The following is a 22,745-nucleotide window of genomic DNA, read 5'->3' as shown; positions in this document are numbered from 1 at the left end:
CGGTGCCCAACCCGTTCGTCCTCACCCGCCTGATGATGTTCGCGGCGCACCACGCCCCGGACCGCACCCCCGCCGACGTCGGCCTGGCGTACGAGGAGGCCGAGTTCCCCTCGGCCGACGGGGTGGTGCTGCGCGGCTGGTTCGTGACGCCGAACCGGGTTGCGGGCGAGCCGGTTCCGGCCGGTCCCGCGGTGGTCGTCGTGCACGGCTGGCTCTGGAACCGGCTGGGCAACGTGGCGGGCCTGGCGCCGTTCGAGGACCGGGCGGTCGACTTCCTCCCGGCGACGAAGGCGCTCGTCGCCGCGGGGATCTCCGTGCTCCTGTTCGACCTGCCCAACCACGGGCTCAGCGACGACCGGCGCCCGGTGACCTTCGGGCTGCGGGAGTCCGCCGACGTGGTGGCGGCCGTCGAGCACGTCCGGACGCGGACCGGGGTCGACCCGGCACGCGTGGGGATCCTCGGCTGCTCGATGGGTGGAAACGCCGCGATCTACGCCGTGCCCCGCTGTCAGCCGGTGCGGGCGGTGCTGGCGGTCCAGCCGGCGGTCGTGGCGCACTTCAACGCGAACTTCGCGCGCGACGTCCTCGGTCCGCTCGGTCCGTTCATGAGCCGCTCGATGGACCTCGTCTACTGGGTCCTGCGGGCGCCGCGGCCGAGCAGTGAGAACCCCGCGGTCCCGGCGAAACAGCTGGGGGACACCGTGGTCCGCTACGTGCAGGGCACGGGTGACCAGTGGGGGTCGATGGACGACGTCCGCTCGATGGTGGCGGCGACGCCGCATGCCCTGCCCCTGGTCGAGTACCCCTCGACGGATCGGTATGCCGGGTACCGGTACGTCACCGAGCAGCCCGACGGCGTCGCCGAGTTCTTCGACGGGCACCTCTGAGCTAGCGAACATCCTCTGGTGCTGCCGCCGGCAGGCGCACGATGACGACGAGCCCGCCCTCGGCCCGCGGGGCCAGGGCGAGGGTCCCGCCGTGGGCGCGGGCGATGCTGTCGACGATGGCCAGCCCGAGGCCGGTGCCGGCGTGGTCGGTGTGGGTGCGCGCCGTCCCGCGCTGGAACGGCTCGGTGAGGGTGGACACCAGCGCGGCGGTCAGCGGCTCCCCGGTGTTCTCCACGGTGAGGAGGGCGGCCTCCGGCTCGGTGCCGGTGGTGACCCGCACGGTGCCACCGGTGGGCAGGTTGTGGACGACCGCGTTGTGCACGAGGTTGGTCACGAGCTGTTGCAGGAGGGGGCGCGACCCCACGGTCGGCGCGGCCTCACCCGAGGTCTCGATGGTGGCGCCCCGGGCCTCGGCGAGGGGGAGCAGGGTCTCGGCCGCGTCCTCCGCGAGCAGCGACAGGTCGACCCCCTCGCGGGCCAAGCTGCCCTGGTCGGCGCGGCTGAGCAGGAGCAGGGCCTCGGTGAGCCCGACGGCGCGGCTGTTGACGTGGTGGAGCCGGTCGAGCAGCTCGCGGTGGTCGTGGGCGGGGTCCCTGCGGGCGACGTCGAGGAGGGTCTGGGTGATCGCGAGAGGGGTGCGCAGCTCGTGGGAGGCGTTGGCGGCGAAGCGCTGCTGCTCGGCGACCTGGGCGTCGAGCCGGGCGACCATCGTGTCGAAGGCGTCGGCGAGCTCGCGGAACTCGTCCTCCCTGCCCTCGAGGCGGATCCGGTGCGACAACGATCCGCCGGCGACGGTGCGCGTCGCCTCGGTGATGCGGGACAGCGGCGCGAGCATCCGGCCGGCGAGCCACCACCCACCGACCAGTCCGAAGACCAGGAGCACGGCCATGGCCTGGAACGCCCGCGGCACGAACGCGTTCTTCAGGTCCGTGCGCGTCGGTTGCCACGGACCCGGGCCGAAGGTCGCCTGGTCGGGCACGTAGCGCAGGATGAAGAGCCACGCCGTCGCGATGAGCAGCGCTCCTGCGACCATGACGAAGGCCGCGTAGCTGAGCGTCAGCCTGGCCCGGACGCTCAGGCCCGGCGGCCTAGCCATCCGACGGCGTGTCGATGCGGTACCCGACCCCGGCGACGGTGGCGATGACCCACGGCTCGCCCAGGCGCTTCCTCAGGGCGGAGACGGTGATGCGCACGGCGTTGGTGAACGGGTCGGCGTTCTCGTCCCACGCCCGCTCGAGGAGCTCCTCGGCACTGACGACCCCTCCCTCGGCGGCGACGAGGACCTCGAGCACGGCGAACTGCTTGCGGGTCAGGGCGACGTAGCGCCCGTCGCGGAAGACCTCGCGGCGGAACGGGTCGAGCCGCAGGCCGGCGAGCTCGCGCACCGGCGGTCGGTGGTGGCCGCGGCGGCGGTCCAGGGCGCGCAGCCGGAGGACGAGCTCCTGGAGCTGGAACGGCTTGGTGAGGTAGTCGTCGGCGCCGAGCTCGAAGCCGGAGGCCTTGTCGTCGAGGCGGTCGGCGGCGGTGAGCATGAGGATCGGGATGCCGCTGCCCGAGGCCACGATGTGGCGGGCGACCTCGTCGCCCGAGGGGCCGGGGATGTCGCGGTCGAGCACGGCGATGTCGTAGGCGTTGAGGCCCAGCAGCTCCATGGCGGTGTCGCCGTCGCCGGCGGTGTCGGCGGCGATCGCCTCGAGCCGCAGGCCGTCGCGGATGGCGCCCGCGAGGAGGGGCTCGTCCTCGACCACCAGCACACGCATGCCCCGATCGTAGGGACGCGTTCGTATCGTCGGCGTATCGAGAAGGGCATACGTGCCGGCAACGTGCCGCTGCCTTGACTGGTCGGCATGCCCTACGCCCCCGCCCTCATGACCCGTCGCCGCCCGTCGCCCGCGCTCGCCGTGGTGCTCGTGGCGCTCTGTGTCGTCGGTGTCGCCGGATGCAGCGCCCCGCCGGCCTCGTCGTCGCGCGGACCGATCAGCGTCGCGGTGCCGGCGACCACCGAGGACGGGCTGAGCACCGCGGTGCTCGACGCCCCGCCCGGTCCGCCCGGGTCGAGGGAGGACGGTGGGCTCGGGACCGCCGACGGTCGCCTCCCCGACGGCGCCACCGTGTTCGATACGTATCCCGGTGTGGCCCGCTTGGACCCGGCCCTCCTCAAGGCGTTGCGCCGGGCTGCCGCCGATGCCGAGGGCGACGGCGTCGTGCTCACCCTCAACAGCGGCTGGCGGTCGAAGACCTACCAGGAGCAGCTCCTCGAGGACGCGGTCTCGCAGTACGGCTCCCGCGCCAAGGCGGCCCGCTGGGTCGCCACACCCGCCACCTCGCCCCACGTCTCCGGCGACGCGGTCGACATGGGGAACGGCGAAGCCACCACCTGGCTGTCGCGCCACGGCGCCGCGTACGGGTTGTGCCAGATCTTCCGCAACGAGCCCTGGCACTTCGAGCTGCGCCCGGCCGCCGCCACCGACGGCTGTCCGCGCGAGTACGCCGACCCCACGGATGACCCCCGCATGCAGCGCTGAGCCCCCGGGTGCCGACCCACGGATGACGCAGAAGTCCCGCGATGACGCAGCTGTACCCGCGCCATCGCAGGGTTTGCGCGTCATCCCCGTGACATCCGGGGATTTCTGCCCGGACGCTGTCGCATCCGGGCCGGGGCGTTCGTCGTGAAGATGAGAGCGGCCCGGATGCCGCCTCGCGTCCTGTGTCCCGAGGGGAAGGAACCCACCATGTCGAAGACCATCGCCATCATGTCCATGTCGCTCGACGGCTTCGTCGCCGATCCCGAGGGTGGGGTGGCGGAGGTGTTCGACTGGTACGGCGCCGGCGACGTCGAGATCCACACCGGGGGTTCGGACCCGATGACGTTCCGCATGTCCGAGGGCAGCGCCGCGCACTGGCACGAGCTCACCTCGCAGCTGGGCGCCATCATCACCGGCCGCCGCACCTTCGACGCCGCACAGGGCTGGGGCGGGAACCACGCCTGGGGCCCGGCCTTCGTCCTCACCCACGACGCTCCGGACGGGTGGTCGCGTCCCGACTCGACGATCCACTTCGTCACCGACGGCATCGAGAGCGCCGTGGCGCAGGCCACGGAGGCCGCGGGTGGGAAGGCCGTCGCGCTCCACGGCGCCGACACCATCCAGCAGTGCCTCAACGCGGGCCTGCTCGACGAGCTCCACGTCGACCTCGCGGCAGTGCTCCTGGGCTCCGGCGTCCGGCTCCTCGACCACCTCACCGCCACGCCGGCCGTCCTCGGCGACCCCGTGGTGGTGCAGGGCGTCGGCGTCACCCACCTGCGCTACCCCGTCCTGCGGTGACCCCGACCCGGAGGCATTGGTCAGCGGCTACGAGGAGGACGAGTCGCCGCTGGAGATGACGCGGCCGCCCTCCCCGTTGCTGTTCGGGATGTCGTTGCTCCCCGGCGGGCGACGCGACGGTGGGCTGTCGGCGACGACCCGGGACAGGCGCGCGCCCACCCATCGGCCGGCCCGGCGCAGGCCGGAGAAGAGACGCTGCACGGACGCTCCCGTCGTCGAAGAGGTGGGGTCAGGGGTGCCAGAGGCCGTCGTGGGCGGCCTGGCGGGTGTACTGCGAGGGGTCGAAGAAGCGGTCGTAGTACTCCATCTCCAGGTGCGAGAACTGCAGCCACATCCCGGGTGAGTAGAACGCGTCGACGTGGGCGGGGAAACGGCCGTAGGTCTCGTAGAGGTAGGTGCACGCGTCCTTGACGTACTGGACCTGCTTGGGCCCGAACCGGGTTCCCTGGTCGACGTACGACTTGGCGTCCTCGGCCGACCGGTACGGGCTCGACCAGACCTTCTCGTTGCCGTAGGCCGTGCCGGTGGCGCCGTACTTGGCCTCGATGACACGGTCGACCGCCTCGTCCATCGACGACACGTACGGCGGGCACAGCCCCTCGAGGATGCCGTCGATGCCGACCGGGTTCGGCTGCGACGCCGGGACCGGCGCCCACGGCGAGAGCTCCTTGGCGTCGTCGAGCCGGAAGCCCAGTCCGTACCAGCCCTTCGCCGGGTCGGTCTGCCAGATGTACGGCGTGAACACCGCGCCGTGGATCCAGCCGCCCAGCCCCATCGCCTGGCCGAGCAGCATGAGGTTCTGGAAGTAGAAGAACGCCTCGTAGTCGGTGCGCAGCGTGTGGCCGAACCCGAGCGGGGCGACGTTGTCCTTGCTGACGAACCCCTCACGGACGTACTTCAACCCGCCGATCGGCTGGTACGGGATCTTCTCGGTGAGGTGCAGCGCGCCACCGATCTTGGCCGCCCACTCCACGGCGCCGCTGGGCTTGAAGGTCCGCCAGTCGTCGATGAGCATCGAGCGCTTGCCGTCGGGCTCGCTCGCGAGGATGAGCAGCGCGTTGATGTACTGCCAGGTGCAGTCGACGACGGGGAAGAACAGCGTGGTGCCGGGGGTGTTCGACGCCTGCGCGTTCCAGCCGAGGTAGTACGGCCACTCGCGCGGGAACTCGACCCGGCGGGTGGAGACGCGCACCTTGCACCGTTCGGCGGCGTCGAGCCAGTCGGCCTCGGTCCATGTCGACCAGTCGCGCGGGCGGGAGTTGTACATCTCCAGGGCGTCGGAGCCGGTCGGGTGGCGCAGCAGGAAGATGCCGTCGTCGTTGATCATGAAGAACGACGTCGCCTGGCAGTTGTCGGCGCTGCTGCCGGTGCGCGCCAGCACGTGGAGGAAGGGCGTCCCGAGCTCGGGCTTCCCGTTCTGCTTGGTCAGCGGCCCGTCGTGCGTGGTGATCCCCGTGATCCCGGTGATGCAGGTGATGAGGAGGGCCTCCTCGAGCGGCGTCAGCGGCGCGGGGTCGTTGGTGCTCTCGTGGCTGAGCGGCCCGGCGTCCACCGACTGACCGCGCGGGATGCGCCGGGTGCGCCGCTGGGTGAGCGCCGACATCAGGGGGTACTCGAAGAGGTCCTTGAGCGGGGAGTGCCCGTGACCGTCGTCGGGGGCGGGCTCGGAGAGGACCTCGGCGTGGTCGGTCATGCGCACTCCCTGGTGGTCGGGTGGAGCGGGGCGGGTCGGGCGGTCAGGCGTGGCGGTCGAGCTCGGCGGTGATCACCGGGTACACGTCGCGGGCGGCGTCCTTGCCGATGAACAGGTCCATGTGCGCGTACCCGGGGATGACGTGGCGCGTGTAGAGGTCGGGGTCGTTCGCCTCGCGCAGTGCCTCGTAGGTGAGCCGGCTGCCCTCGGGGAGGAAGAGCCGGTTGTTCTCGCCGTGGAGAAAGGTGATGGGCAGCGCGAGGTTCCCCAGCGCCGTGACGTAGTCGTCGGAGCCGTCGGCCGCGACGACGTGGCCGGTGCGCAGGGCGAGGGTGATCTGCTTGAAGGTCGTCATGTTCGCGACCCCGAACGCCTCGTGGAGGTGGCGGTGCGTCGCGTCGTTGAGCTGGTCGTGGTCGTACACCTCGCCGTAGGTGAACATCACCCGGCGGCAGAACGGCAGGCCGCACTGCTCCTCACCTGCCGGGTACAGGTGCAGCGCAGCGTCGTACAGCCGCTCGGCCCACGACGGGTCGCGGTCGACGTCGGTGGTCAGCGTGTCGACCCCCAGGGCCTGGAGCGCGTCGGCCGCGTGGATGCCCGACCGCAGTGCGTTCACCGTCCCCGAGCGGGGGTGGAACGTCACGACCGACGACACCGCGTGCCGGACACCCTTCAGCCCCAGGGCCAGGGCCATGAGCAGGGTCACCGACCCGATGCAGTGGGCCACGACCTGCACGGTCTCGGCGCCGGTCACCTCACGCACCGTGGCGACGGCCGCCGGGTAGTCGTACCGGGCGATGTCGTCGAGGGTGAACTGGGTCGACGCCGACGGCAGGGCAGGGCTCGCCCGGTAGTCGAGGATCCACACGTCGTAGCCCTGCTCGACCAGGTACTCGGGGAAGTTCGTCTCCGTCGTGTCGAGGAGGTAGGCGAGCGAGGACGTGCCGAACCCCGGCGAGAGGAGCACCGGGCCCTTGTCGCCCCCTCGGAACCGCGTGAGCCGCAGGCCCACCCCGTCCTCCGTGCGGAAGTCGTGCACCTCCGGTGTGCCACAGCGCAGCTGGCGCCGCACCCGCGGGGGCGCGTCAGGGCTGAACGGGCTCTGGTGGGCGAACACCCCGCCGAAGACCTCGTTGAGGGAGCCGGCGAAGTAGCGGCCGAAGCGCGTCATCGCGGCGAGGTGGTCGAGCGGACCGTCGGCCCCGACCGCCTTCATCGTCGTGAGCTGCCTGGCGAAGTCGGCCGGGTGGATGGTGAGGATCCCGCGCGCGACCACGTCGCCGTGCGCGTCGCCCTCGCGGACCGTGACGTAGAGGGTCGTCGTGTCGGCCCAGAGGTCGAGCCCGCCGTCGTCCTCGATCTGCTTGTACCCGTCGAGGTGGAGGTGGCGGCCCTCGTCGGTGACCATCGGCATCGCGTAGAGCATCCGCCGCCCACGGGCCGTTCCCGAGTCGCGGACGAGGAGGTTGAACCGACCGTCGCTGACGCGAATCGGGTTGGGGGACAGGGCTGGTGCGGTGACGGTGCCGTTGATCCGCCCCTGGTGCTCAGGCTCGTCGACGAGGCGTCGGGCGTCGTCGGCCGTGACGGTGACGGTGAAGTCGAGGACCGAGCCGTCGCGCTCGCCCTGTTCGGCCCCCGAGCGGTAGTCGTCGGTCACCGTCGTCGACGCGAACCCGCGCATCGTCTCGGTGAACTCGACCCCGGGACCCCCCAAGGACCCCCGGGTCTCGACCCCGGGGCCGGAACCGCTCATGGACACCACCCGTCGTGCGCCGTGGCATGGCCAGGGCGGCGAGACAGGGTCGCCTGAGCCGGTCCAGGCGGCCTCTCCGGCGAGCGTATCGACGTTTGCCGCCGGGGGGAACAGGCTCGGGAGACTTTGGATCACCCATGGCGGAGGACCCCCGCGACCCTCCACACTGAGGACGGCGGACCACGGCCGGGAGGGTGCCTCGGGCCGGCGGCCACGCCGATGTGTGTTCCCGCGGAGCGGAGTTGAGCCCATGCTGCAGAGCGCCACCACCGAGCACGTCGACGTCGTCGTCGTGGGCTCCGGCTTCGGTGGGTCGGTCGCGGCCTACCGGCTGGCCGAGGCGGGACGGTCGGTCGTCGTCCTCGAGCGCGGGCGCGCCTACCCCCCGGGCAGCTTCCCCCGGACACCGAGCGGCATGGGGCGCAACTTCTGGGAGCCGGCGGTGGGGCGGCACGGCCTGTTCGACCTCTGGAGCTTCGACGGCCTCGACGGCGTGGTCTCCAGCGGCCTGGGCGGCGGCTCCCTCATCTACGCCAACGTCCTGCTGCGGAAGGACGAGTCGTGGTTCGTCCACGAGGACCCGTTGCCCGGGGGCGGGTACGAGGAGTGGCCGGTGAGCCGCGCCGACCTCGAACCGCACTACGACGTCGTCGAGGACATGATCGGCACCTCGCCCTACCCCTACCCGGACACCCCGAAGACCGCGGCGATGCGCGAGGCCGCCCAGGGCGCCGGGCTCGCCCTCCAGCTGCCACCCCTGGCGGTCAGCTTCTCCCGCCGCCGGGGCGAACCCCCCGTGCGCCTCGGCGAGATCGAGACCCCCGGGTACGGCAACCTCCACGGGATGCCGCGGGCCACCTGTCGCCTGTGCGGCGAGTGCGACCTCGGCTGCAACGACGGGGCCAAGAACACCCTCGACCACACGTACCTCTCGGCCGCGAAGCACCAGGGCGCCGACCTGCGGGTCCGCCACGAGGTCAAGGGGTTCCGGCCGCTCACCGGCGGCGGGTACGAGGTCACCTACGTCATCCACACCGGCGCCGACGGCGAGCCGGCCGTCGACCTGCCGGTCCGCACCATCCGCTGCGAGCGCCTCGTCCTCGCGGCCGGGACGTTCGGCACGGGCTACCTCCTGCTCCGCAACCGCGCCGCCCTCCCCGGGCTGGGCAAGGCCTTGGGCAGCCGCTTCTCGGGCAACGGGGACCTCCTCGGCTTCGTCCTCGGGGCGGCCAAGCACGGCGCCGGACGTGACCTCGACGCCAACCAGGGCCCCGTCATCACGAGCGCGATCCGGGTGGGGGACACCGTGGACGGCGACGGGTCCGTCGGGCGCGGTCACTACGTGCAGGACGCCGGCTACCCCTCCTTCGGGGCCTGGCTCGCCGAGACGGTGCAGGGTGCGGGCCTGATCTCGAGGGCCGCACGCTTCGCCGTGGAGCGGGTGGCCAACGAGGTCGCCGAGCGGGGCGACTCGGTCATCGGCGGCGACCTCGCCTCCCTCCTCGGTGACGGCCGCCTCACCAGCTCGTCCCTGCCCCTGCTCGGCATGGGCCGCGACGTCCCCGACGGCGTCCTGCGCCTCGACGGCGACGGGCGGCTCGGCGTCACCTGGACCACCGAGACCTCCACCGACTTCTTCCAGGGCGTCCGCGACACGATGCGCCGGATCGCCGCCGAGCTCGGCGGCGCGTTCTACGACAACCCGCTGTGGTGGGCGCGGCGCGTCATCACCGTGCACCCGCTCGGCGGGGCGCCCATGTCCACCGACCCGCGCACGGGCGTCTGCGACCAGTACGGCGAGGTGTTCGGACACCCGGGTCTCTACGTCCTCGACGGCGCGCTGCTGCCCGGACCCGTCGGCCCCAACCCGTCCCTGACCATCGCCGCCGTCTCCGACCGCGCCTGCACCCACCTCCTCGAGGCCGGGGAGTCGCCCCGGGCAGCGGCCGTCGCGCTCCCCCCGGAGGTCGCGGCTCTGGAGCAGGCGACCGCGGAGGCGGTGGAGAAGGTCGAGGCGCTGGAGGACGCCGCCGCCGAGGCCGTGGAGGCGGTGGAGGCCGTGACCGCCGCCGCCGTGTCGGCCGCCGCCGCAGCCGAACCGGGCGCTGCGGTCAACGGCATCCGGTTCACCGAGTGGATGAAGGGGTTCGCGGCGCTCGGTGAGGACGACCCCCGCACCGCCTACGAACGCGGCCGCCACCACCGTGAGCGCCTGGAGTTCGAGCTGACCATCTCGGTCGACGACGTCGACCGCTTCGTCACCGACCGCGGGCACGAGGGGTCGGCGATCGGCCACGTCGAGTGCGGCCTGCTCGGAGGCCACCTGGAGGTCGAGCAGGGGTGGTTCAACCTGTTCACCGAGGCCGACGACCCCGACGCCCGGCAGATGCTCTACCGCCTGTGGCTCACCGGCCCCGGCGGCAACCCCATGACGTTCACGGGCGTGAAGCAGGTGCGCGACGAGGCGGGCCTGGACCTGTGGCGCGACACCTCGACCCTGTTCGTCACCGTCCGCGAGGGGCACGAGCCGCCGGGCACCGACGAGGGCCGCACGGTGGCCTCGGGCATCGTGACGATCCACGTGCCCGACTTCCTGCGCCAGCTCACGACGTTCCGCACGTGGGGCGGGGACCCGGTGCGCACGGTCGACAGCTTCGGCTCGCTGTTCCTCGGGCAGCTCTGGGCCGTGTACGGATCCATGGTGCCGAGGAACGAGGGGGACCGCCCGTGAAGCGTCACGAGCTGGCCGAGCACTACTCGGTGCTCAACTTCGAGGCCAAGGACGCGGTGCGCTGGCTGTCGCCGAGCGAGCTGAGGACGTACGGCAGCTCGCTGCTCTCGGAGATCTTCGGCAACTACGCCGACAAGCGCGAGCTGCAGAAGGTCTTCGAGGCCGACGTCGTGGAGGTCGTGGCGAACCCGGACGGCGGGCTCTGGCTCGACTACACCGCCGACACGGGCGACGGGTTCGACGCCACCTACACCGTCGCCGCCCTGCTCGGGCAGCCGACGCTGGAGGTGGAGGGGGTCGCGGCCACCCTGCCCCGCGGCGACCTCCTCGTCCTCGGCGGCGACCAGGTGTACCCGACCGCGTCGTCGCGGGCGTACGACGACCGCTTCGTCGGGCCGTTCCGCGCCGCGATGCCCTCGGCCGACCCGCAGCCGCTCATGCTCGTGCTCCCCGGCAACCACGACTGGTACGACGGGCTCACCGCGTTCCTGCGCCTGTTCACCCAGGGCCGCTCCATCGGCGGCTGGCGCACCGAGCAGAAGCGCAGCTACTTCACCGCGCGCCTGCCCCACGGCTGGTGGCTCATCGGGCTCGACAGCCAGCTCGACTCCTACTTCGACGACCCGCAGCTCACCTACTTCGAGCAGACCCTCACCGCCAACCTCCAGGAGGGCGACAGCGTCATCGTCTGCGCCGCGACCCCGGCGTGGCTGATGGCGTCCTCCGGCAACCCGGACGCCTTCAACGGGCTCGAGTGGTTCGAGCGCAACTTCATCGCGAGCCGCCGGATCCCCGGAACCACCGACCGCGAGTCGACCGGCGCGCAGGCCCGGCTCTGGCTCAGCGGCGACAAGCACCACTACATGCGCTACGCCGAGGAGGTCGACGTCCCTGACGCACCCCCCGGCTCCGCCCGGCAGATGGTGACGTGCGGCCTCGGCGGGGCGTACCTCGACGTCACGCACGGCCTGGCCGAGCGGCTCAAGCTGCTCCCCGAGGACTCGCGGAGCTGGCGCGAGGGGGACGGCGAGGCCGACTTCGTCCGGCAGGGTGCGACCTACCCGGCCGTCGAGGACTCCGCCGCCACGGTCGCCCGCCTCGGCCTGCCGTGGCGCAAGGAGTGGATCCTGCGCCGCAACCCCGGGGTGCTCAGCTTCTTCGCCGTCGCGCACGTCGTGATCTTCCTCGTCATCCTCCTGGGGTTCTGGCAGGGCGTGGGCGTCAGTGGCAACGTCCGGATCGTCGACGCGTACCTCTCGGCCGGGCCGCGCAAGCTGTTCACGTTCGGCGGCGGGCTGCTCGCGCTCATCGGGATCCTCGTCGTCATCTCCCTGCTGCCGAAGCTGCGCGGGCGACCTCCCCTGATGTCGGTGAGCGCCCTCGTGCTGACCCTCAGCCAGACTCTCGTCGCGTGCGCCTGCTTCGTGGGGCTCGCCCTGCTGCCCGGCAACGCGTCGGCCCTGGGCCCGTGGCCGAAGTTCCTCGCGGTCGTCATCGGGGTCGCCGTCATCGGCGGGACGTTGGGCGCCACCGCGCTCGGCGTGTGGATCGTCGTCTTCAAGAGCCGCGGCCTGAACTCGTGGGCGATGATGGGCCAGGCCGTCGAGGAGGGGAAGGGCTTCCTCCGGATCCGCCTCGACCCGTCCGGTGCGCTCACCGTGTACCCCGTGGTGACCGAGGAGCTGGTGCGCGAGTACGAGATCTCCCCGGCCGCCGTGCCGACGTCGCGCGGCCGCCCCACGCGCATCCCGGTGCCGGCCGAGGCGCTCCCGGTGCCGCGGCTCATCGAGGAGCCGTTCACCGTGCTCCCGACCCTCGTGCTCTCCTCGGCCTCCGACGACGCGCGCCGCCCCGACTGGACCGAGGAGGACCTCCACCCGCCGGCGCGGGGCCCGGAACGTCTCACGGGCGGCGGCGACGCCGGGGTGGCGGAGGCCGCGACCTAGGCTGGGGTGCATGGGTCTCCCCGCGCACGCCACCGCCTCCACCGAGCCCCTCCCCGAGCCATTCGACGCGCCCTACGCGGAGCCGTTCGGCGCGGTGCTGCTCGACATGGACGGCACCCTCATCGACTCCATCGCGTCGGTCGAGCGGTCGTGGGTGCTCTGGTGCGCCGAGCACGGCGTCGACCCCGAGCGGCTGCGGGGCTTCCACGGGGTCACCGCGGCCAACGTCATCGCCAACCTCCTGCCCGAGGACCTGCGCGAGAGCGCGTTCGCGCGCATCCGCGAGATCGAGGTGGCCGACGTCGACGGCATCACCGTGCTGCCGGGAGCGGCCGAGCTGCTGCGGGCGCTGGAGGCCGGGGGAGTGCCCACCGCCATCGTCACCTCGAGCACCGACGACCTCGCCGAGGCCCGGCTCACGGCGACCCGGCTGCCGCACCCCGCGGTCGTCGTCACCGCGAGCGACGTCGAGCGCGGCAAGCCGTGGCCCGACCCGTGGCTCGAGGGCGCGCGCCGGCTGGGCGTCGACCCGGCGCAGTGCCTCGTCGTCGAGGACTCCGTCGCCGGCCTGCGGGCGGCGCGGGCGGCCGGGTGCCGCGGGCTCGTCGGGGTGCTCGGCACCACGCCGCGGGCCGAGCTCGAGGAGGTGGCGGACCTCGTCGTCGAGGACGTCGCGCACCTCTCCACCGTGGTGCAGGGCGGGCGCGTCGTCGTCCTGCGGCCCTAGGGTTCACCCATGGATGCCGACGTCGTCGTCGTGGGAGCCGGTCTGGCCGGTCTCGTGGCCACCTGCGAGCTGGCCGAGGCGGGGCGCTCGGTCGTGCTCCTCGACCAGGAGAGCGAGGCCAACCTCGGCGGCCAGGCGTTCTGGAGCTTCGGCGGCCTCTTCCTCGTCGACAGCCCCGAGCAGCGCCGGATGGGCATCTCCGACTCCTTCGACCTCGCCTGGCAGGACTGGCAGGGCACCGCCGGATGGGACCGGCTCGTCGCCGACGACGGCACCCCGGGGCCCGACCACTGGGGGCGCCAGTGGGGGCGGGCCTACGTCGAGTGGGCGGCCGGCGAGAAGCGGTCGTGGCTGCGCGAGCGCGGCATCACCTTCTTCCCGATCGTCGGCTGGGCCGAGCGCGGCGACGGCACGTCCGGCGGTCACGGCAACTCGGTGCCGCGGTTCCACGTGCCGTGGGGGACCGGGACCGGGGTGGTGGCCCCGTTCGAGGCCCGGGTGCGCGAGCACATCGCGGCGGGGCGGGTGTTCTACCGGCCGCGGCACCGGGTCGACGAGCTCGTCGTCACCGGCGGCACGGTCACCGGCGCGCGGGGCGCGGTACTGGCCGACGACCCCTCGCCGCGTGGGGTCGCGAGCAGCCGCGAGGTCGTGGGCGACTTCGAGTACGGCGGGATGGCGGTCATCGTCACCTCGGGCGGCATCGGCGGCAACCACGACCTCGTGCGCGCGAACTGGCCTGCGCGGCTGGGGGATCCGCCGAGCGAGCTGCTCACGGGTGTACCCGCGTACGTCGATGGCCGGATGATCGCCATCACCGAGGCCGCGGGTGGCACCGTCGTCAACCGGGACCGCATGTGGCACTACGTCGAGGGCGTCCGCAACTGGAACCCGATCTGGCCGGGCCACGCCATCCGCATCCTCCCGGGCCCGAGCTCGATGTGGTTCGACGGCGCGGGGAACCGCCTGCCGGCTCCGTTCTTCCCCGGCTTCGACACCCTGGGGACGCTCGACCACCTGCGGCACACCGGTTTCGACCACTCGTGGTTCATCCTCAACTCCTCGATCGCCGGCAAGGAGTTCGCGCTGTCGGGCTCCGAGCAGAACCTCGACCTCACCGAGCGGCGCTACCGCGAGGTGCTCAAGCGGCCCATCACCAAGGTCACGCCGTCGGTGAAGGCCTTCCTCGACAACGGCGAGGACTGGCTCACCGCCGTCACCCTCACCGAGCTCGTCGCGAAGATGAACGCCCTCACGCCGGACGCCCCGCTCGACGCCGCCCACATCGAGCGGCAGGTGGTCGAGCGCGACCGGCAGGTGGAGAACGACTACACCAAGGACTCCCAGGTCGCCGCGATCCGGGCGGCGCGCGGGTACCGGGGCGACCGGCTCACCAAGCGCGCCTACCCGCTGCACCGCATCCTCGACCCCAAGCACGGGCCGCTCGTGGCGGTGCGGCTGCGGGTGCTCTCGCGCAAGACCCTCGGCGGCCTGCACACCGACCTCTCGGGGCGCGTCCTCGGCGCGGGCGGTGAGCCGGTGCCCGGCCTGTACGCCGCGGGCGAGGTGTCCGGGTTCGGCGGCGGTGGGGTGCACGGCTACCGCGCGCTCGAGGGCACCTTCGTCGGCGGCTGCCTGTTCTCCGGGAGGACGGCGGGCCGGGCCGCCGCCTCGGCCCTGTGACCGGGGCCGAGGCGCCCGGGGACGGTGCCCGGGTGAGTACCCCGCTGCGCCGGGACCGGGACTTCCGGCGCTACTGGCTGGCCCGCGAGGTGTCGATCATGGGCACGCTCGTCACCGCCGTCGCCCTGCCCGTCCTCGTCTACCGGCTGAGCGGGAGCCCGTCCCTCACCGCCCTCATCGCCGTGGTCGAGGGCCTGCCGTACCTGTTGCTCGGGCTGTTCTCCGGGGCCCTGTCCGACCGGCTCGACCGGCGGCGGGTGATGGTGGTGGCCGACCTCGTCGCCGCCGTCGCCATCGTCTCGGTGCCGCTGGCCCACTGGTTCGGCACCCTGACGGCACCCCACGCCCTCGCGGCCGGCTTCCTCACCCAGGCGGCCTTCGTGTTCTTCGACGGGGCGGCGTTCGGTGCGCTGCCCGCCATCGTCGGTCGGGACCGGATCGGGGAGGCCAACGCCGCCATCTGGGGCGTGGGGTCCTTCCTCGACCTCGGCGTCCCGATGGCGACCGGCGTCCTCCTCGCGTTCGTCGACCCCGCGGTGCTGCTCGGCATCGACGCGCTGTCGTTCGTCGTGTCGGCGGCCTGCGTCTTCACCATCCGGGCGCGGCTGTCGCAGAACCGTTCCGGGCTGCCTCCGCTGAGCCCGCGGGTCCTCGTGGGCGAGGTGGGGGAGGGCCTGCGCTTCCTGTGGCGCCACGCGGGGGTCCGGTCGCAGACGGTGGTCGGCTTCCTCCTCTCGCTGTCCGGTGCAGGGTTCATGTCCCTGTCGGTGCCGTTCGCCGACCGCCTGCTCGGGGTGGGGACCAGCGGCTGGCGGTTCGGCCTGCTGTTCGCGGTGTGGGGCGTGGGCGGGATGCTCGTCGCGGGGATGACGCCCTGGCTGCTGCGGCACCTGTCGCCCAACCGGCTCACCCTGCTCTGGCTGCCGGTGGCCGGCGTGGCGGGCATCGTCGTCACGACCACCTCGACCTGGCTCGTGGCCGTCGTCGTCATGGTCGTGTGGGGGATCTCGTACCAGGGGGTCATCCTCAACTCGATGACCTACCGCCAGCAGGTGACGCCCGAGCGACTCCTCGGCCGGGTCAACACCGCCGGCCGGATGCTGTCGTTCGGGGTGGGCTGGACGGGTGGGGCCCTGGGCGCGAGTGCGCTGGCCGGGCTCGTCGGGCTGCGGGTGGCGCTCGTGTCGGTCGTCGGGGTGGGGCTGCTCGCCGCGGTGTTCGCCTGGCTCTCGCCGCTGCGGCGCCTCGACGGGCGGGCCGGTGGCGACCCCGACGTCGCGCCGGCCGGCTCGGGTGTGGGCGTGGGTGCCGGTGTCGGCCCCGGCCCGGGGCGGGAGGCGGGGTCGTGAGGACGGTGCTGCTGGCCCTGGGCCGCGTCCTCGGGGTGCAGGTGGCGCTGCGGGCGACCGACGGGCTCAGCCCGGGGCAGACGCGCGTCATGCTGGCGATGCTCGTGGCCGCCACCAACCTCGCGCCCATCGTCGCCGTGCTCACCGGGACGATCTCGTACGGCGATGTCTGGCTGTGGCTCGCCATCGAGGTCATCACGATCTACGCCTGGACCCTCCTGCGGCTGGTCCGCCTCCTGCGGTCCGGCGGGAACAGCGTCTTCGCGGCGGGGTTCTTCGGGTTCCACTACGGGATGTTCGCGCTCGTGCCGTTCCTCGTCGGGATGTTCACCGTGCTGCCGTGGTCGCCGTTGCGGGCGCCGTGGCTGACGGTGCTCGTCCTCGGCGGGATCGGCTTCGTCGCCTACGGGTGGTCGGTGCGCGGCTTGGTGCGCGACCGCGCGCCGGTCGGCATCTGGGGGTTCGTCCAGGCCTACGCCCGGATGATGCTCGCCTACTTCGCGCTGTTCGCCCCGATGGTCGCGACCGGGCAGAACGAGGTGTCGGACTCCCAGCCGCTCACCGCGAGCAGCCCGTTCGTGCAGGCCGTGGTGGCGGTGTGCGTCCTCGTGGCGAAGCTCGTCCTCGAGCTGCTGCTCGTCGTCGGGGTGGAGCGCCGCGCCGACGGGCGCACCTACCTGCTCGGCAAGCCGGTCGTCGTCAAGGTCCAGCGCCCCGCCTGACGCGGGGCGGCGCGGGTCAGAGGTACTGGCCGGTGCCCTCGGCGTGGCCGGGCTCGGCGGGCGTGCCCGGATGAGGGGCGCCCGGGCCGCCGGGGTGGGGCATCCCGGGGTGCTGGCCGGAGGGGCCGGGAGGCAGGGCGCGCATCTGCTGCAGCTGCGACTGGGTCGCCATCTGCTGGGCGACGAGCGCGGTCTGGATGCCGTGGAACAGGCCCTCGAGCCAGCCCACGAGCTGGGCCTGGGCGATGCGCAGCTCGGCGTCGGAGGGCTCGGCGTCCTTGAACGGCAGGGCGATCCGCTCGAGCTCGTCGACGAGCTCGGGGGCCAGGCCGTCCTTGAGCTCGGCGATGGAGCGGTCGTGGATGTCGGCGAGGCGGGCCCGGCCGCGCTCGTCGAGCGGCGCGCTGCGCACCTCCTCGAGGAGCTGCTTGACCATCGACCCGATGCGCATCACCTTGGCCGGCTGCTCGACGAGGTCGGCGGGGTTGCTCGACCGCGGGCGGGAGGGGGCGTCATCGGAGGCCGAGGGGTGCGGGGCCAGACCCATCCCGTCGGGCGTGACGACCACGATGCGCTCGCCGTCGCTCGTCACGGTGGCGGGCACGCCGCGCTCCTCGTCGTCCTGGTCGCGGTCGTCGCGCGGCTCGTCGCTCATGGCCCCATCCTGCAACACCGCACGCCGGGCCGGGTCGGGGCGAGTGCGGAAGTGGTCGCTGGGGCAGCCGGCTGGGCACTCACGCCGGGTCGGACGACCCTGTTGACAACGACAAACGATATGCATATCGTCTGTCGTTATCATCGACAGTCGATATGTCAGCCGCCCGAGGGGACCCCATGACCGACCACACACCGCAGCCGTCGCCGGCGGCTCCGCGCCCCACCGAGGCGAAGGACCCGCTGGGCTTCGACCGCACCGACCGCTGGGGCCTGGGCATCCTCCTGGCCGTCGTCGTGGCGGTGACGGTCGTCCTCGAGGTCGTCGCGCCCGTCGTGCGCTGGCTGGCCGGCGAGGCCCACCCGCTCGAGGTCGTCACGAAGGTCAGCGCGCCCGGCATCCCCCTGCCCCTCGCCGACGACGGTGCCGGGCTCGTCGAGGTGCTGGTGCCTGACCCGCCGGCGTTCCTGCGGCTGCTCGACCTCGTTCCGGGGCTGCTCGTCTCGGCGATGCTCCTCACCGGGTGCTGGCTGCTCCTGCGGCTCATGCGGACCATCGCCGCCGGCGACCCGTTCCACCCGGCCAACGTGCGCCGGCTGCGGCTCGTCGCGGGCTTCCTCGTGCTCGGCATGCCGGTCGTCTACGTCGTCGACATGGCCGCCAGCGGCGCGCTGCTCGGCCGGGCCGACGCGGGCGGGGCGTGGACCGACGTCACGGCGGCGTGGCTCGACGTGCCCTGGGCCGCCGCGGTGTCGGGCATGGTCGTCGCCCTGCTGGCCGAGGCGTTCAAGGCCGGCAGCCGGCTGCGCGACGACGTCGAGGGCCTCGTCTGATGCCGGTCGACGAGCCGCACCGCGTCGTGTGCCACCTCGACCGACTCCTCGAGGAACGGGGGATGACGCTCGCGGCCCTCGCCGAGGCCGTGGGCGTCACGGTCGTCAACCTCTCGGTGCTGAAGAACAACCGGGCCAAGGCCGTGCGGTTCAGCACGATCACGGCGGTCTGCGACGTCCTGGGCTGCCAGGTGGGAGACGTCCTCAGCCTCGAGCCCGCCCAGCCCTGACGGCGCTGGGCCCTCGAGCTAGAGCCGCGACTCGGCTGCGTCGCCGCTGAGCCGCTGCGCCAGCCACACCGGCAGGATCGAGACGAGCACGAGGACGACGGCCACGACGTTCACCACGGGCGCCTGGTTGGGCCGGAAGAGGTTGTTGTAGATCCAGATCGGGAGCGTCGGGGTGCCGGGCCCCGCGGTGAAGGTGGTCACGACGATCTCGTCGAAGGACAGCCCGAAGGCGAGCAGCGCCCCGGCGACCAGCGACGGCGCGAGCAGCGGCAGCGTGACCCGGCGGAACGTCATCCAGGCGCCCGCTCCGAGGTCGGCCGACGCGGCCTCGAGCGAGGTGCCCATCCTCCGCAGCCGGGCCGTGGCGTTGTTGAAGACGACGACGATGCAGAACGTCGCGTGGCCCACGATGATCGTGAACAGCCCCGCCGGGATGCCGAGCACCGGCGTGAGGAACCCGGTGATCACCGACTGCAGCGCTAGGCCCGTGACGATGCCGGGCAGGGCGATCGGGAGGATGACGAGCAGGTTGACGGCGGTCTTGCCGAAGAAGTCGTACCGGGCCAGCGCCAGGGCCAGCAGCGAGCCGAGGACGAGGGCCAATGCCGTGGCCCCGAGCCCGGCCTTGACCGACGTGAGGATGGCGTCGCGCGGCCCGGGGGCGTCGAAGGCGGTGGTCCACCACTGGGTGGTGAACCCGGTGGGCGGCCACCCGAACGTCTTGTCGCGGTTGAAGGAGTTGACCGCCACCACGGCCAGCGGCACGTAGACGAAGGCGAGGACGAGCGTCCCGAACGCCCACCACGCGGCGCGCGCCCCACGGCTGGTCCTCATCGCGCCGCCCTCACAGGTTGTCCAGGGCGCCGGTGCGGCGCACGGCGAGCAGGTAGGCGACCATGATGACGACCGAGACGGTGCCCAGCGCCGCCGCGAACGGCAGGTCGAGGGTGTTGTTCTGCAGCACCGCGGTCCCGAGGACCTGGAGCTTGCCGCCGACGATCGACACGGCGATGTAGTCGCCGAGCGACAGGCTGAAGGTGAAGACCGTGCCCGCAGCGATCGAGGGCTTCACCGCCGGCAGCACGACCCGGCGGAACGTCGTCCAGGCTCCGGCGCCGAGGTCCTCCGAGGCCTCGAGGTGCGAGGCCGGCAGGCGGTCGAGCCCGGCGTAGACCGGCAGCACCATGTAGGGCAGCCAGAGGTAGGTCAGGGTCAGCACGACGGCGGCGAGTCCGTAGCCGGGGGTCGAGCCGAAGGTGGAGTCGAGCACCCCGCTGGGCTGCACCATCGCCCGCCAGGCGTAGGCCTTGACGAGGTACGAGGCCCACAGCGGCACGAGGACGAGCGCCACCGCCAGCCCGCGCCATCTGGACGGCACGACCCGGGCCATGAACCAGGCGAACGGCACCGCGATGGCGATACAGAGCACCGTGACGCTCGCCGCGATGAGGACGGTGCGCACGATGATGCCGAGGTAGGTCGCCGTGAACACCTCGCGGTAGTTCTCCAGCGAGAAGTCCCGCACCACGGCGCCGGTGAAGCTGTCAGTGGTGAAGAAGGCCGTCGCGAAGATCATCGCGAGCGCGCCGAGGTATGCGACGCCGAGCCACGCGAGCGGTGCCGCGAGCAGCCCGGCGGGGACCTTCCTGCGCATCGTGTCGTCTCCGGTGGATGGGATCGGTTCTGCGGGTGGGGAACCGGCCGGGATGACCGGCCCGTGGACCGGTGCCGGGCCCGCGCCGACGTGGCGCGGGCCCGGTCTCCGGCTCAGCTGTTGCGGATCTCGGTCCAGGCCTTGGTCCACGTCGCGTAGTCGGTGCACTTGACGTCGGTGCGACCGTCGAGGCAGGCCGTGATCGGGGTGTTCCAGTAGGCGACCTTGGAGAAGTACTCCTCGTCCTCCGCGTGGAAGATCGTGCAGTGGTTGGGGTCGGTGGTCTCGGCACAGGCCTTCTTGTTGCCGGGGGCCTCCCCGAAGTACTCGGCGACCGCCGCGTTGGCCTTGGGCGAGACGATGTGGTCGATGAACTTGTAGGCGCAGGTCTTCACCTGGCTCTTCGCGCTCACCATCCAGGTGTCCGACCAGCCGGTCGCGCCCTCCTTCGGCAGCACGACCTCCACCGGGGCCTTCTCGGCCTGGGCGAGGTTGGCGATGACCTGCCAGGTGGTGCCGACCGTGGAGGACCCGGACTTGAACGCTTGGATCTCCTTGAGGTAGTCGGCCCAGTACTCCCCGACGTGCGCGCTCTGCGCCTTGAGGAGGTCGACGGCCGCGGCGAGCTGCTTCTCGTCGAGGGCGTAGGGGTCCTTGATGCCGAGCTCGGGCTTGGTCGCCTTGAGGTAGAGGGCGGCGTCGGCGATGTAGATGGGCGAGTCGTACGCGGTGACCTTGCCGGCCTGCGCGCTCGCCTGGTCGAAGACGGCCGACCAGCTGTCGGGGGCCGGGCTGACGAGGTCCTTGTTGTACATGAGGAGGTTGGCGCCGCGGCCGTGGGGGACCCCGTACATCTGGCCCTTCACCGAGTTCCACGACTGGTTCTTCAGGCTCTCGAAGATGTCGGGGTAGTTCGTGATGAGCGAGGTGTTCATCGGCTCGACGTCACCGGCGGCGATGAGGCGCAGCGTCGCGTCGCCCGACGCCGAGACGACGTCGTACTGCCCGGTGCGCATGAGCTGCACGGCCTCGTCGGAGGTGCCGAACGTCTTCACCGTCACCTGGCAGCCGGACTCCTTCTCGAAGTCGGACACCCAGTCGACGGCGGGGTCGGTGGAGCCGTCCTCGACGTAGCCGGGCCAGGCGAGGACGCTGACCTTGCCCTCGGGGGTGCCGAGGGCGCTGAGCGGCTTGAGGTCGGGGACCTGGAAGCCGCCGGCGCCCGTGGCGCCGGTGCCGGACCCGGTGTCGGATCCGGAGCCGCAGGCCGCGAGGGCCAGGGCCGTGACGGCGGCGGCGGCGCCGACGCGGAGGGTGGAGGTGGTGCTCACGATCGCTCCTCGGGGTGTGCTGGGTGGGGTGCTGCCGGGTCGGGCCGTGCAGGGCTGGTGGGGATCTCGATGACGTGGCTCGGGGCCCAGAGCAGGTCGACCGAGGCACCGCGGGTCGCGCCGTCGGGGGCGCTGCGTCGACCGTTCTGCTCCAGGACGACGAGGCGTCCTCCGGCATCGAGGTCGACGACGTAACGGGTCACCGGGCCGGCGTAGACGACCTCGGCGATGGTGCCGGGGGCGCGGACCGACCCGTCGTCGGCCGCGGTGCCCGGCGACTCGAGGTGGATCTTCTCGGGCCGGATCCCGAAGGAGCCCTCGCGGCCGAGCACCGCGCGGGCGGCCTCTCCGGCGAGGAGGTTCGAGGTGCCGACGAACCCGGCGACGAACCCGCTGGCCGGCTGCTCGTAGACCTCGCGGGCGGTGCCGACCTGCTCGATGCGGCCGGCGTTGAAGACGGCGATCCGGTCGGAGAGGGTCAGCGCCTCCTCCTGGTCGTGCGTGACGAAGAGGAACGTGATGCCGACGTCGCGCTGGATGGCCTTGAGCTCGACCTGCATCTGCTCGCGGAGCTTGAGGTCGAGGGCCCCGAGTGGTTCGTCGAGGAGGAGGACCTTGGGGCGGTTGACGAGCGCGCGGGCCAACGCGACCCGCTGGCGCTGGCCGCCGGAGAGCTGGTCGGGGCGGCGCGAGCCGTGCTCGGGCAGGCGCACCTGCTCGAGGGCCTCCTGTGCGCGGGAGCGCGCCTCGGCGCCCGGGACCTTCTTCACCCGCAGGCCGTACTCGACGTTCGCGAGCACCGACATGTGCGGGAAGAGGGCGTAGTCCTGGAAGACGGTGTTGACGTCGCGGCGGTTCGGCGGCAGGTGCGTGACGTCCTCGCCGACGAGCTCGACGGTGCCGGCCGTCGGCTCCTCGAAGCCGGCGATCATCCGCAGCACGGTGGTCTTGCCGGAGCCGGAGGGGCCGAGCATCGAGAAGAACTCGCCCGCTCCGACCTCGAGGTCGGCACCGTCGACGGCCACGACGGGGGGCGTGCCGGCGAACTGCTTGCGCAGTCCCCGGAGGTGGATCGCGGGCACCGTCCGGCTCACGTGGCTCCCTCGCTCGGTGGCGCCGCGCCCCTGGGGCCGCGGACCTTGCGGTGGAAACATATGGGACCATAGGTTTCACCGCAAGAGATGGCCGACGGTCGTGATGAAACGGTGTCCCGAGGGGGTGC

The 22,745-nt window shown here is 72.5% G+C and carries 21 protein-coding genes; 11 read left to right on the top strand and 10 right to left on the bottom strand.

Going from position 1 to position 22,745, the window contains the following annotated elements; genetic code table 11:
- The first annotated feature begins 2 nt into the window (after positions 1-2).
- Complete coding sequence (locus ACFLFB_RS17890; RefSeq protein WP_392543519.1) at positions 3-887, top strand: alpha/beta hydrolase; 885 nt, start codon at positions 3-5, stop codon at positions 885-887.
- A 1-nt stretch (position 888) separates the two neighbouring features.
- Here the strand turns inward: ACFLFB_RS17890 and ACFLFB_RS17885 are convergent, their stop codons facing one another.
- Positions 889-1,983 (bottom strand): sensor histidine kinase, encoded by a 1,095-nt coding sequence (locus ACFLFB_RS17885; RefSeq protein ID WP_392543518.1) that lies wholly within the window; start codon positions 1,981-1,983, stop codon positions 889-891.
- Positions 1,976-2,647 (bottom strand): response regulator transcription factor, encoded by a 672-nt coding sequence (locus ACFLFB_RS17880; protein WP_392543517.1) that lies wholly within the window; start codon positions 2,645-2,647, stop codon positions 1,976-1,978. Before ACFLFB_RS17880 ends, ACFLFB_RS17885 begins: the two co-directional genes overlap by 8 nt.
- Positions 2,648-2,734: 87 nt before the next feature.
- On the opposite strand from ACFLFB_RS17880, the gene ACFLFB_RS17875 reads away from it, so the two are divergent.
- Both ACFLFB_RS17875 and ACFLFB_RS17870 read left to right on the top strand, forming a co-directional pair.
- A complete protein-coding gene (locus ACFLFB_RS17875) occupies positions 2,735-3,412 on the top strand; it encodes a M15 family metallopeptidase (RefSeq protein ID WP_392543516.1) in 678 nt (225 codons plus the stop codon).
- Positions 3,413-3,619: 207 nt separating this feature from the next.
- Positions 3,620-4,210 (top strand): dihydrofolate reductase family protein, encoded by a 591-nt coding sequence (locus ACFLFB_RS17870; RefSeq protein ID WP_392543515.1) that lies wholly within the window; start codon positions 3,620-3,622, stop codon positions 4,208-4,210.
- Between the two features lie 27 nt (positions 4,211-4,237).
- Here ACFLFB_RS17870 and ACFLFB_RS17865 read toward each other — a convergent pair whose 3' ends face one another.
- From ACFLFB_RS17865 to ACFLFB_RS17855, 3 genes are read right to left on the bottom strand one after another with little or no spacing between them, the layout of a single operon-like run.
- Positions 4,238-4,411 carry a hypothetical protein gene (locus ACFLFB_RS17865; protein WP_392543514.1) on the bottom strand — a complete coding sequence of 58 codons (174 nt, stop codon included), beginning with the start codon at positions 4,409-4,411 and terminating at the stop codon, positions 4,238-4,240.
- Positions 4,412-4,439: 28 nt separating this feature from the next.
- Positions 4,440-5,903: a hypothetical protein gene (locus ACFLFB_RS17860; RefSeq protein ID WP_392543513.1), complete on the bottom strand. Its 1,464-nt coding sequence runs from the start codon at positions 5,901-5,903 to the stop codon at positions 4,440-4,442.
- A gap of 43 nt (positions 5,904-5,946) precedes the next feature.
- A complete protein-coding gene (locus ACFLFB_RS17855; protein WP_392543512.1) occupies positions 5,947-7,662 on the bottom strand; it encodes an alpha/beta fold hydrolase in 1,716 nt (571 codons plus the stop codon).
- A gap of 250 nt (positions 7,663-7,912) precedes the next feature.
- Here ACFLFB_RS17855 and ACFLFB_RS17850 point away from each other — a divergent pair, with 250 nt between their 5' ends.
- The 6 genes from ACFLFB_RS17850 to ACFLFB_RS17825 are packed head-to-tail and all read left to right on the top strand — an operon-like array spanning position 7,913 to position 16,820.
- Positions 7,913-10,393: an FAD-dependent oxidoreductase gene (locus ACFLFB_RS17850; RefSeq protein ID WP_392543511.1), complete on the top strand. Its 2,481-nt coding sequence runs from the start codon at positions 7,913-7,915 to the stop codon at positions 10,391-10,393.
- Positions 10,390-12,339: a metallophosphoesterase family protein gene (locus ACFLFB_RS17845; protein WP_392543510.1), complete on the top strand. Its 1,950-nt coding sequence runs from the start codon at positions 10,390-10,392 to the stop codon at positions 12,337-12,339. Before ACFLFB_RS17850 ends, ACFLFB_RS17845 begins: the two co-directional genes overlap by 4 nt.
- Before the next feature lie 10 nt (positions 12,340-12,349).
- Positions 12,350-13,066: an HAD family hydrolase gene (locus ACFLFB_RS17840; RefSeq protein ID WP_392543509.1), complete on the top strand. Its 717-nt coding sequence runs from the start codon at positions 12,350-12,352 to the stop codon at positions 13,064-13,066.
- 9 nt (positions 13,067-13,075) lie between these two features.
- Positions 13,076-14,749: an FAD-binding dehydrogenase gene (locus ACFLFB_RS17835; protein WP_392543508.1), complete on the top strand. Its 1,674-nt coding sequence runs from the start codon at positions 13,076-13,078 to the stop codon at positions 14,747-14,749.
- A 32-nt stretch (positions 14,750-14,781) separates the two neighbouring features.
- The gene (locus ACFLFB_RS17830; protein WP_392543507.1) at positions 14,782-16,098 is read left to right on the top strand and encodes an MFS transporter; all 1,317 of its coding nucleotides are present in this window, start codon (positions 14,782-14,784) and stop codon (positions 16,096-16,098) included.
- Positions 16,095-16,820: a DUF6498-containing protein gene (locus tag ACFLFB_RS17825; RefSeq protein WP_392543506.1), complete on the top strand. Its 726-nt coding sequence runs from the start codon at positions 16,095-16,097 to the stop codon at positions 16,818-16,820. The genes ACFLFB_RS17830 and ACFLFB_RS17825 overlap by 4 nt, the downstream gene beginning before the upstream one ends.
- A 16-nt stretch (positions 16,821-16,836) precedes the next feature.
- On the opposite strand, the gene ACFLFB_RS17820 is transcribed toward ACFLFB_RS17825, so the two are convergent.
- Positions 16,837-17,475 carry a bacterial proteasome activator family protein gene (locus ACFLFB_RS17820; RefSeq protein ID WP_392543505.1) on the bottom strand — a complete coding sequence of 213 codons (639 nt, stop codon included), beginning with the start codon at positions 17,473-17,475 and terminating at the stop codon, positions 16,837-16,839.
- Between the two features lie 179 nt (positions 17,476-17,654).
- Here ACFLFB_RS17820 and ACFLFB_RS17815 point away from each other — a divergent pair, with 179 nt between their 5' ends.
- Positions 17,655-18,308 carry a DUF2975 domain-containing protein gene (locus tag ACFLFB_RS17815; protein WP_392543504.1) on the top strand — a complete coding sequence of 218 codons (654 nt, stop codon included), beginning with the start codon at positions 17,655-17,657 and terminating at the stop codon, positions 18,306-18,308.
- Complete coding sequence (locus ACFLFB_RS17810; protein ID WP_392543503.1) at positions 18,308-18,538, top strand: helix-turn-helix domain-containing protein; 231 nt, start codon at positions 18,308-18,310, stop codon at positions 18,536-18,538. The genes ACFLFB_RS17815 and ACFLFB_RS17810 overlap by 1 nt, the downstream gene beginning before the upstream one ends.
- A gap of 18 nt (positions 18,539-18,556) precedes the next feature.
- Here ACFLFB_RS17810 and ACFLFB_RS17805 read toward each other — a convergent pair whose 3' ends face one another.
- The 4 genes from ACFLFB_RS17805 to ACFLFB_RS17790 all read right to left on the bottom strand — a co-directional run bounded on the left by ACFLFB_RS17805 (position 18,557) and on the right by ACFLFB_RS17790 (position 22,617).
- Complete coding sequence (locus tag ACFLFB_RS17805; RefSeq protein ID WP_392543502.1) at positions 18,557-19,372, bottom strand: ABC transporter permease; 816 nt, start codon at positions 19,370-19,372, stop codon at positions 18,557-18,559.
- A gap of 10 nt (positions 19,373-19,382) precedes the next feature.
- Positions 19,383-20,192 carry an ABC transporter permease gene (locus ACFLFB_RS17800; RefSeq protein WP_392543501.1) on the bottom strand — a complete coding sequence of 270 codons (810 nt, stop codon included), beginning with the start codon at positions 20,190-20,192 and terminating at the stop codon, positions 19,383-19,385.
- Positions 20,193-20,305: 113 nt separating this feature from the next.
- A complete protein-coding gene (locus ACFLFB_RS17795) occupies positions 20,306-21,523 on the bottom strand; it encodes an ABC transporter substrate-binding protein (RefSeq protein WP_392543500.1) in 1,218 nt (405 codons plus the stop codon).
- A complete protein-coding gene (locus ACFLFB_RS17790) occupies positions 21,520-22,617 on the bottom strand; it encodes an ABC transporter ATP-binding protein (protein ID WP_392543499.1) in 1,098 nt (365 codons plus the stop codon). The genes ACFLFB_RS17795 and ACFLFB_RS17790 overlap by 4 nt, the downstream gene beginning before the upstream one ends.
- Positions 22,618-22,745: the final 128 nt, after the last annotated feature.

The organism is Oryzobacter telluris (genome assembly GCF_043099285.1).
GTDB classification, from domain to species: domain Bacteria; phylum Actinomycetota; class Actinomycetes; order Actinomycetales; family Dermatophilaceae; genus Oryzobacter; species Oryzobacter telluris.
The sequence above is the reverse complement of the archived record's forward strand: the minus strand, read 5'-3'. Positions and strand labels throughout refer to the sequence as shown.

Coding starts and splice junctions, on each gene's coding strand:
- ACFLFB_RS17885 (WP_392543518.1), bottom strand. CDS start 1,983: ATGGCTAGGCCGCCGGGCCTGAGCGTCCGGGCCAGGCTGACGCTCAGC.
- ACFLFB_RS17880 (WP_392543517.1), bottom strand. CDS start 2,647: ATGCGTGTGCTGGTGGTCGAGGACGAGCCCCTCCTCGCGGGCGCCATC.
- ACFLFB_RS17875 (WP_392543516.1), top strand. CDS start 2,735: ATGCCCTACGCCCCCGCCCTCATGACCCGTCGCCGCCCGTCGCCCGCG.
- ACFLFB_RS17870 (WP_392543515.1), top strand. CDS start 3,620: ATGTCGAAGACCATCGCCATCATGTCCATGTCGCTCGACGGCTTCGTC.
- ACFLFB_RS17860 (WP_392543513.1), bottom strand. CDS start 5,903: ATGACCGACCACGCCGAGGTCCTCTCCGAGCCCGCCCCCGACGACGGT.
- ACFLFB_RS17855 (WP_392543512.1), bottom strand. CDS start 7,662: ATGAGCGGTTCCGGCCCCGGGGTCGAGACCCGGGGGTCCTTGGGGGGT.
- ACFLFB_RS17850 (WP_392543511.1), top strand. CDS start 7,913: ATGCTGCAGAGCGCCACCACCGAGCACGTCGACGTCGTCGTCGTGGGC.
- ACFLFB_RS17840 (WP_392543509.1), top strand. CDS start 12,350: ATGGGTCTCCCCGCGCACGCCACCGCCTCCACCGAGCCCCTCCCCGAG.
- ACFLFB_RS17835 (WP_392543508.1), top strand. CDS start 13,076: ATGGATGCCGACGTCGTCGTCGTGGGAGCCGGTCTGGCCGGTCTCGTG.
- ACFLFB_RS17820 (WP_392543505.1), bottom strand. CDS start 17,475: ATGAGCGACGAGCCGCGCGACGACCGCGACCAGGACGACGAGGAGCGC.
- ACFLFB_RS17815 (WP_392543504.1), top strand. CDS start 17,655: ATGACCGACCACACACCGCAGCCGTCGCCGGCGGCTCCGCGCCCCACC.
- ACFLFB_RS17810 (WP_392543503.1), top strand. CDS start 18,308: ATGCCGGTCGACGAGCCGCACCGCGTCGTGTGCCACCTCGACCGACTC.
- ACFLFB_RS17805 (WP_392543502.1), bottom strand. CDS start 19,372: ATGAGGACCAGCCGTGGGGCGCGCGCCGCGTGGTGGGCGTTCGGGACG.
- ACFLFB_RS17800 (WP_392543501.1), bottom strand. CDS start 20,192: ATGCGCAGGAAGGTCCCCGCCGGGCTGCTCGCGGCACCGCTCGCGTGG.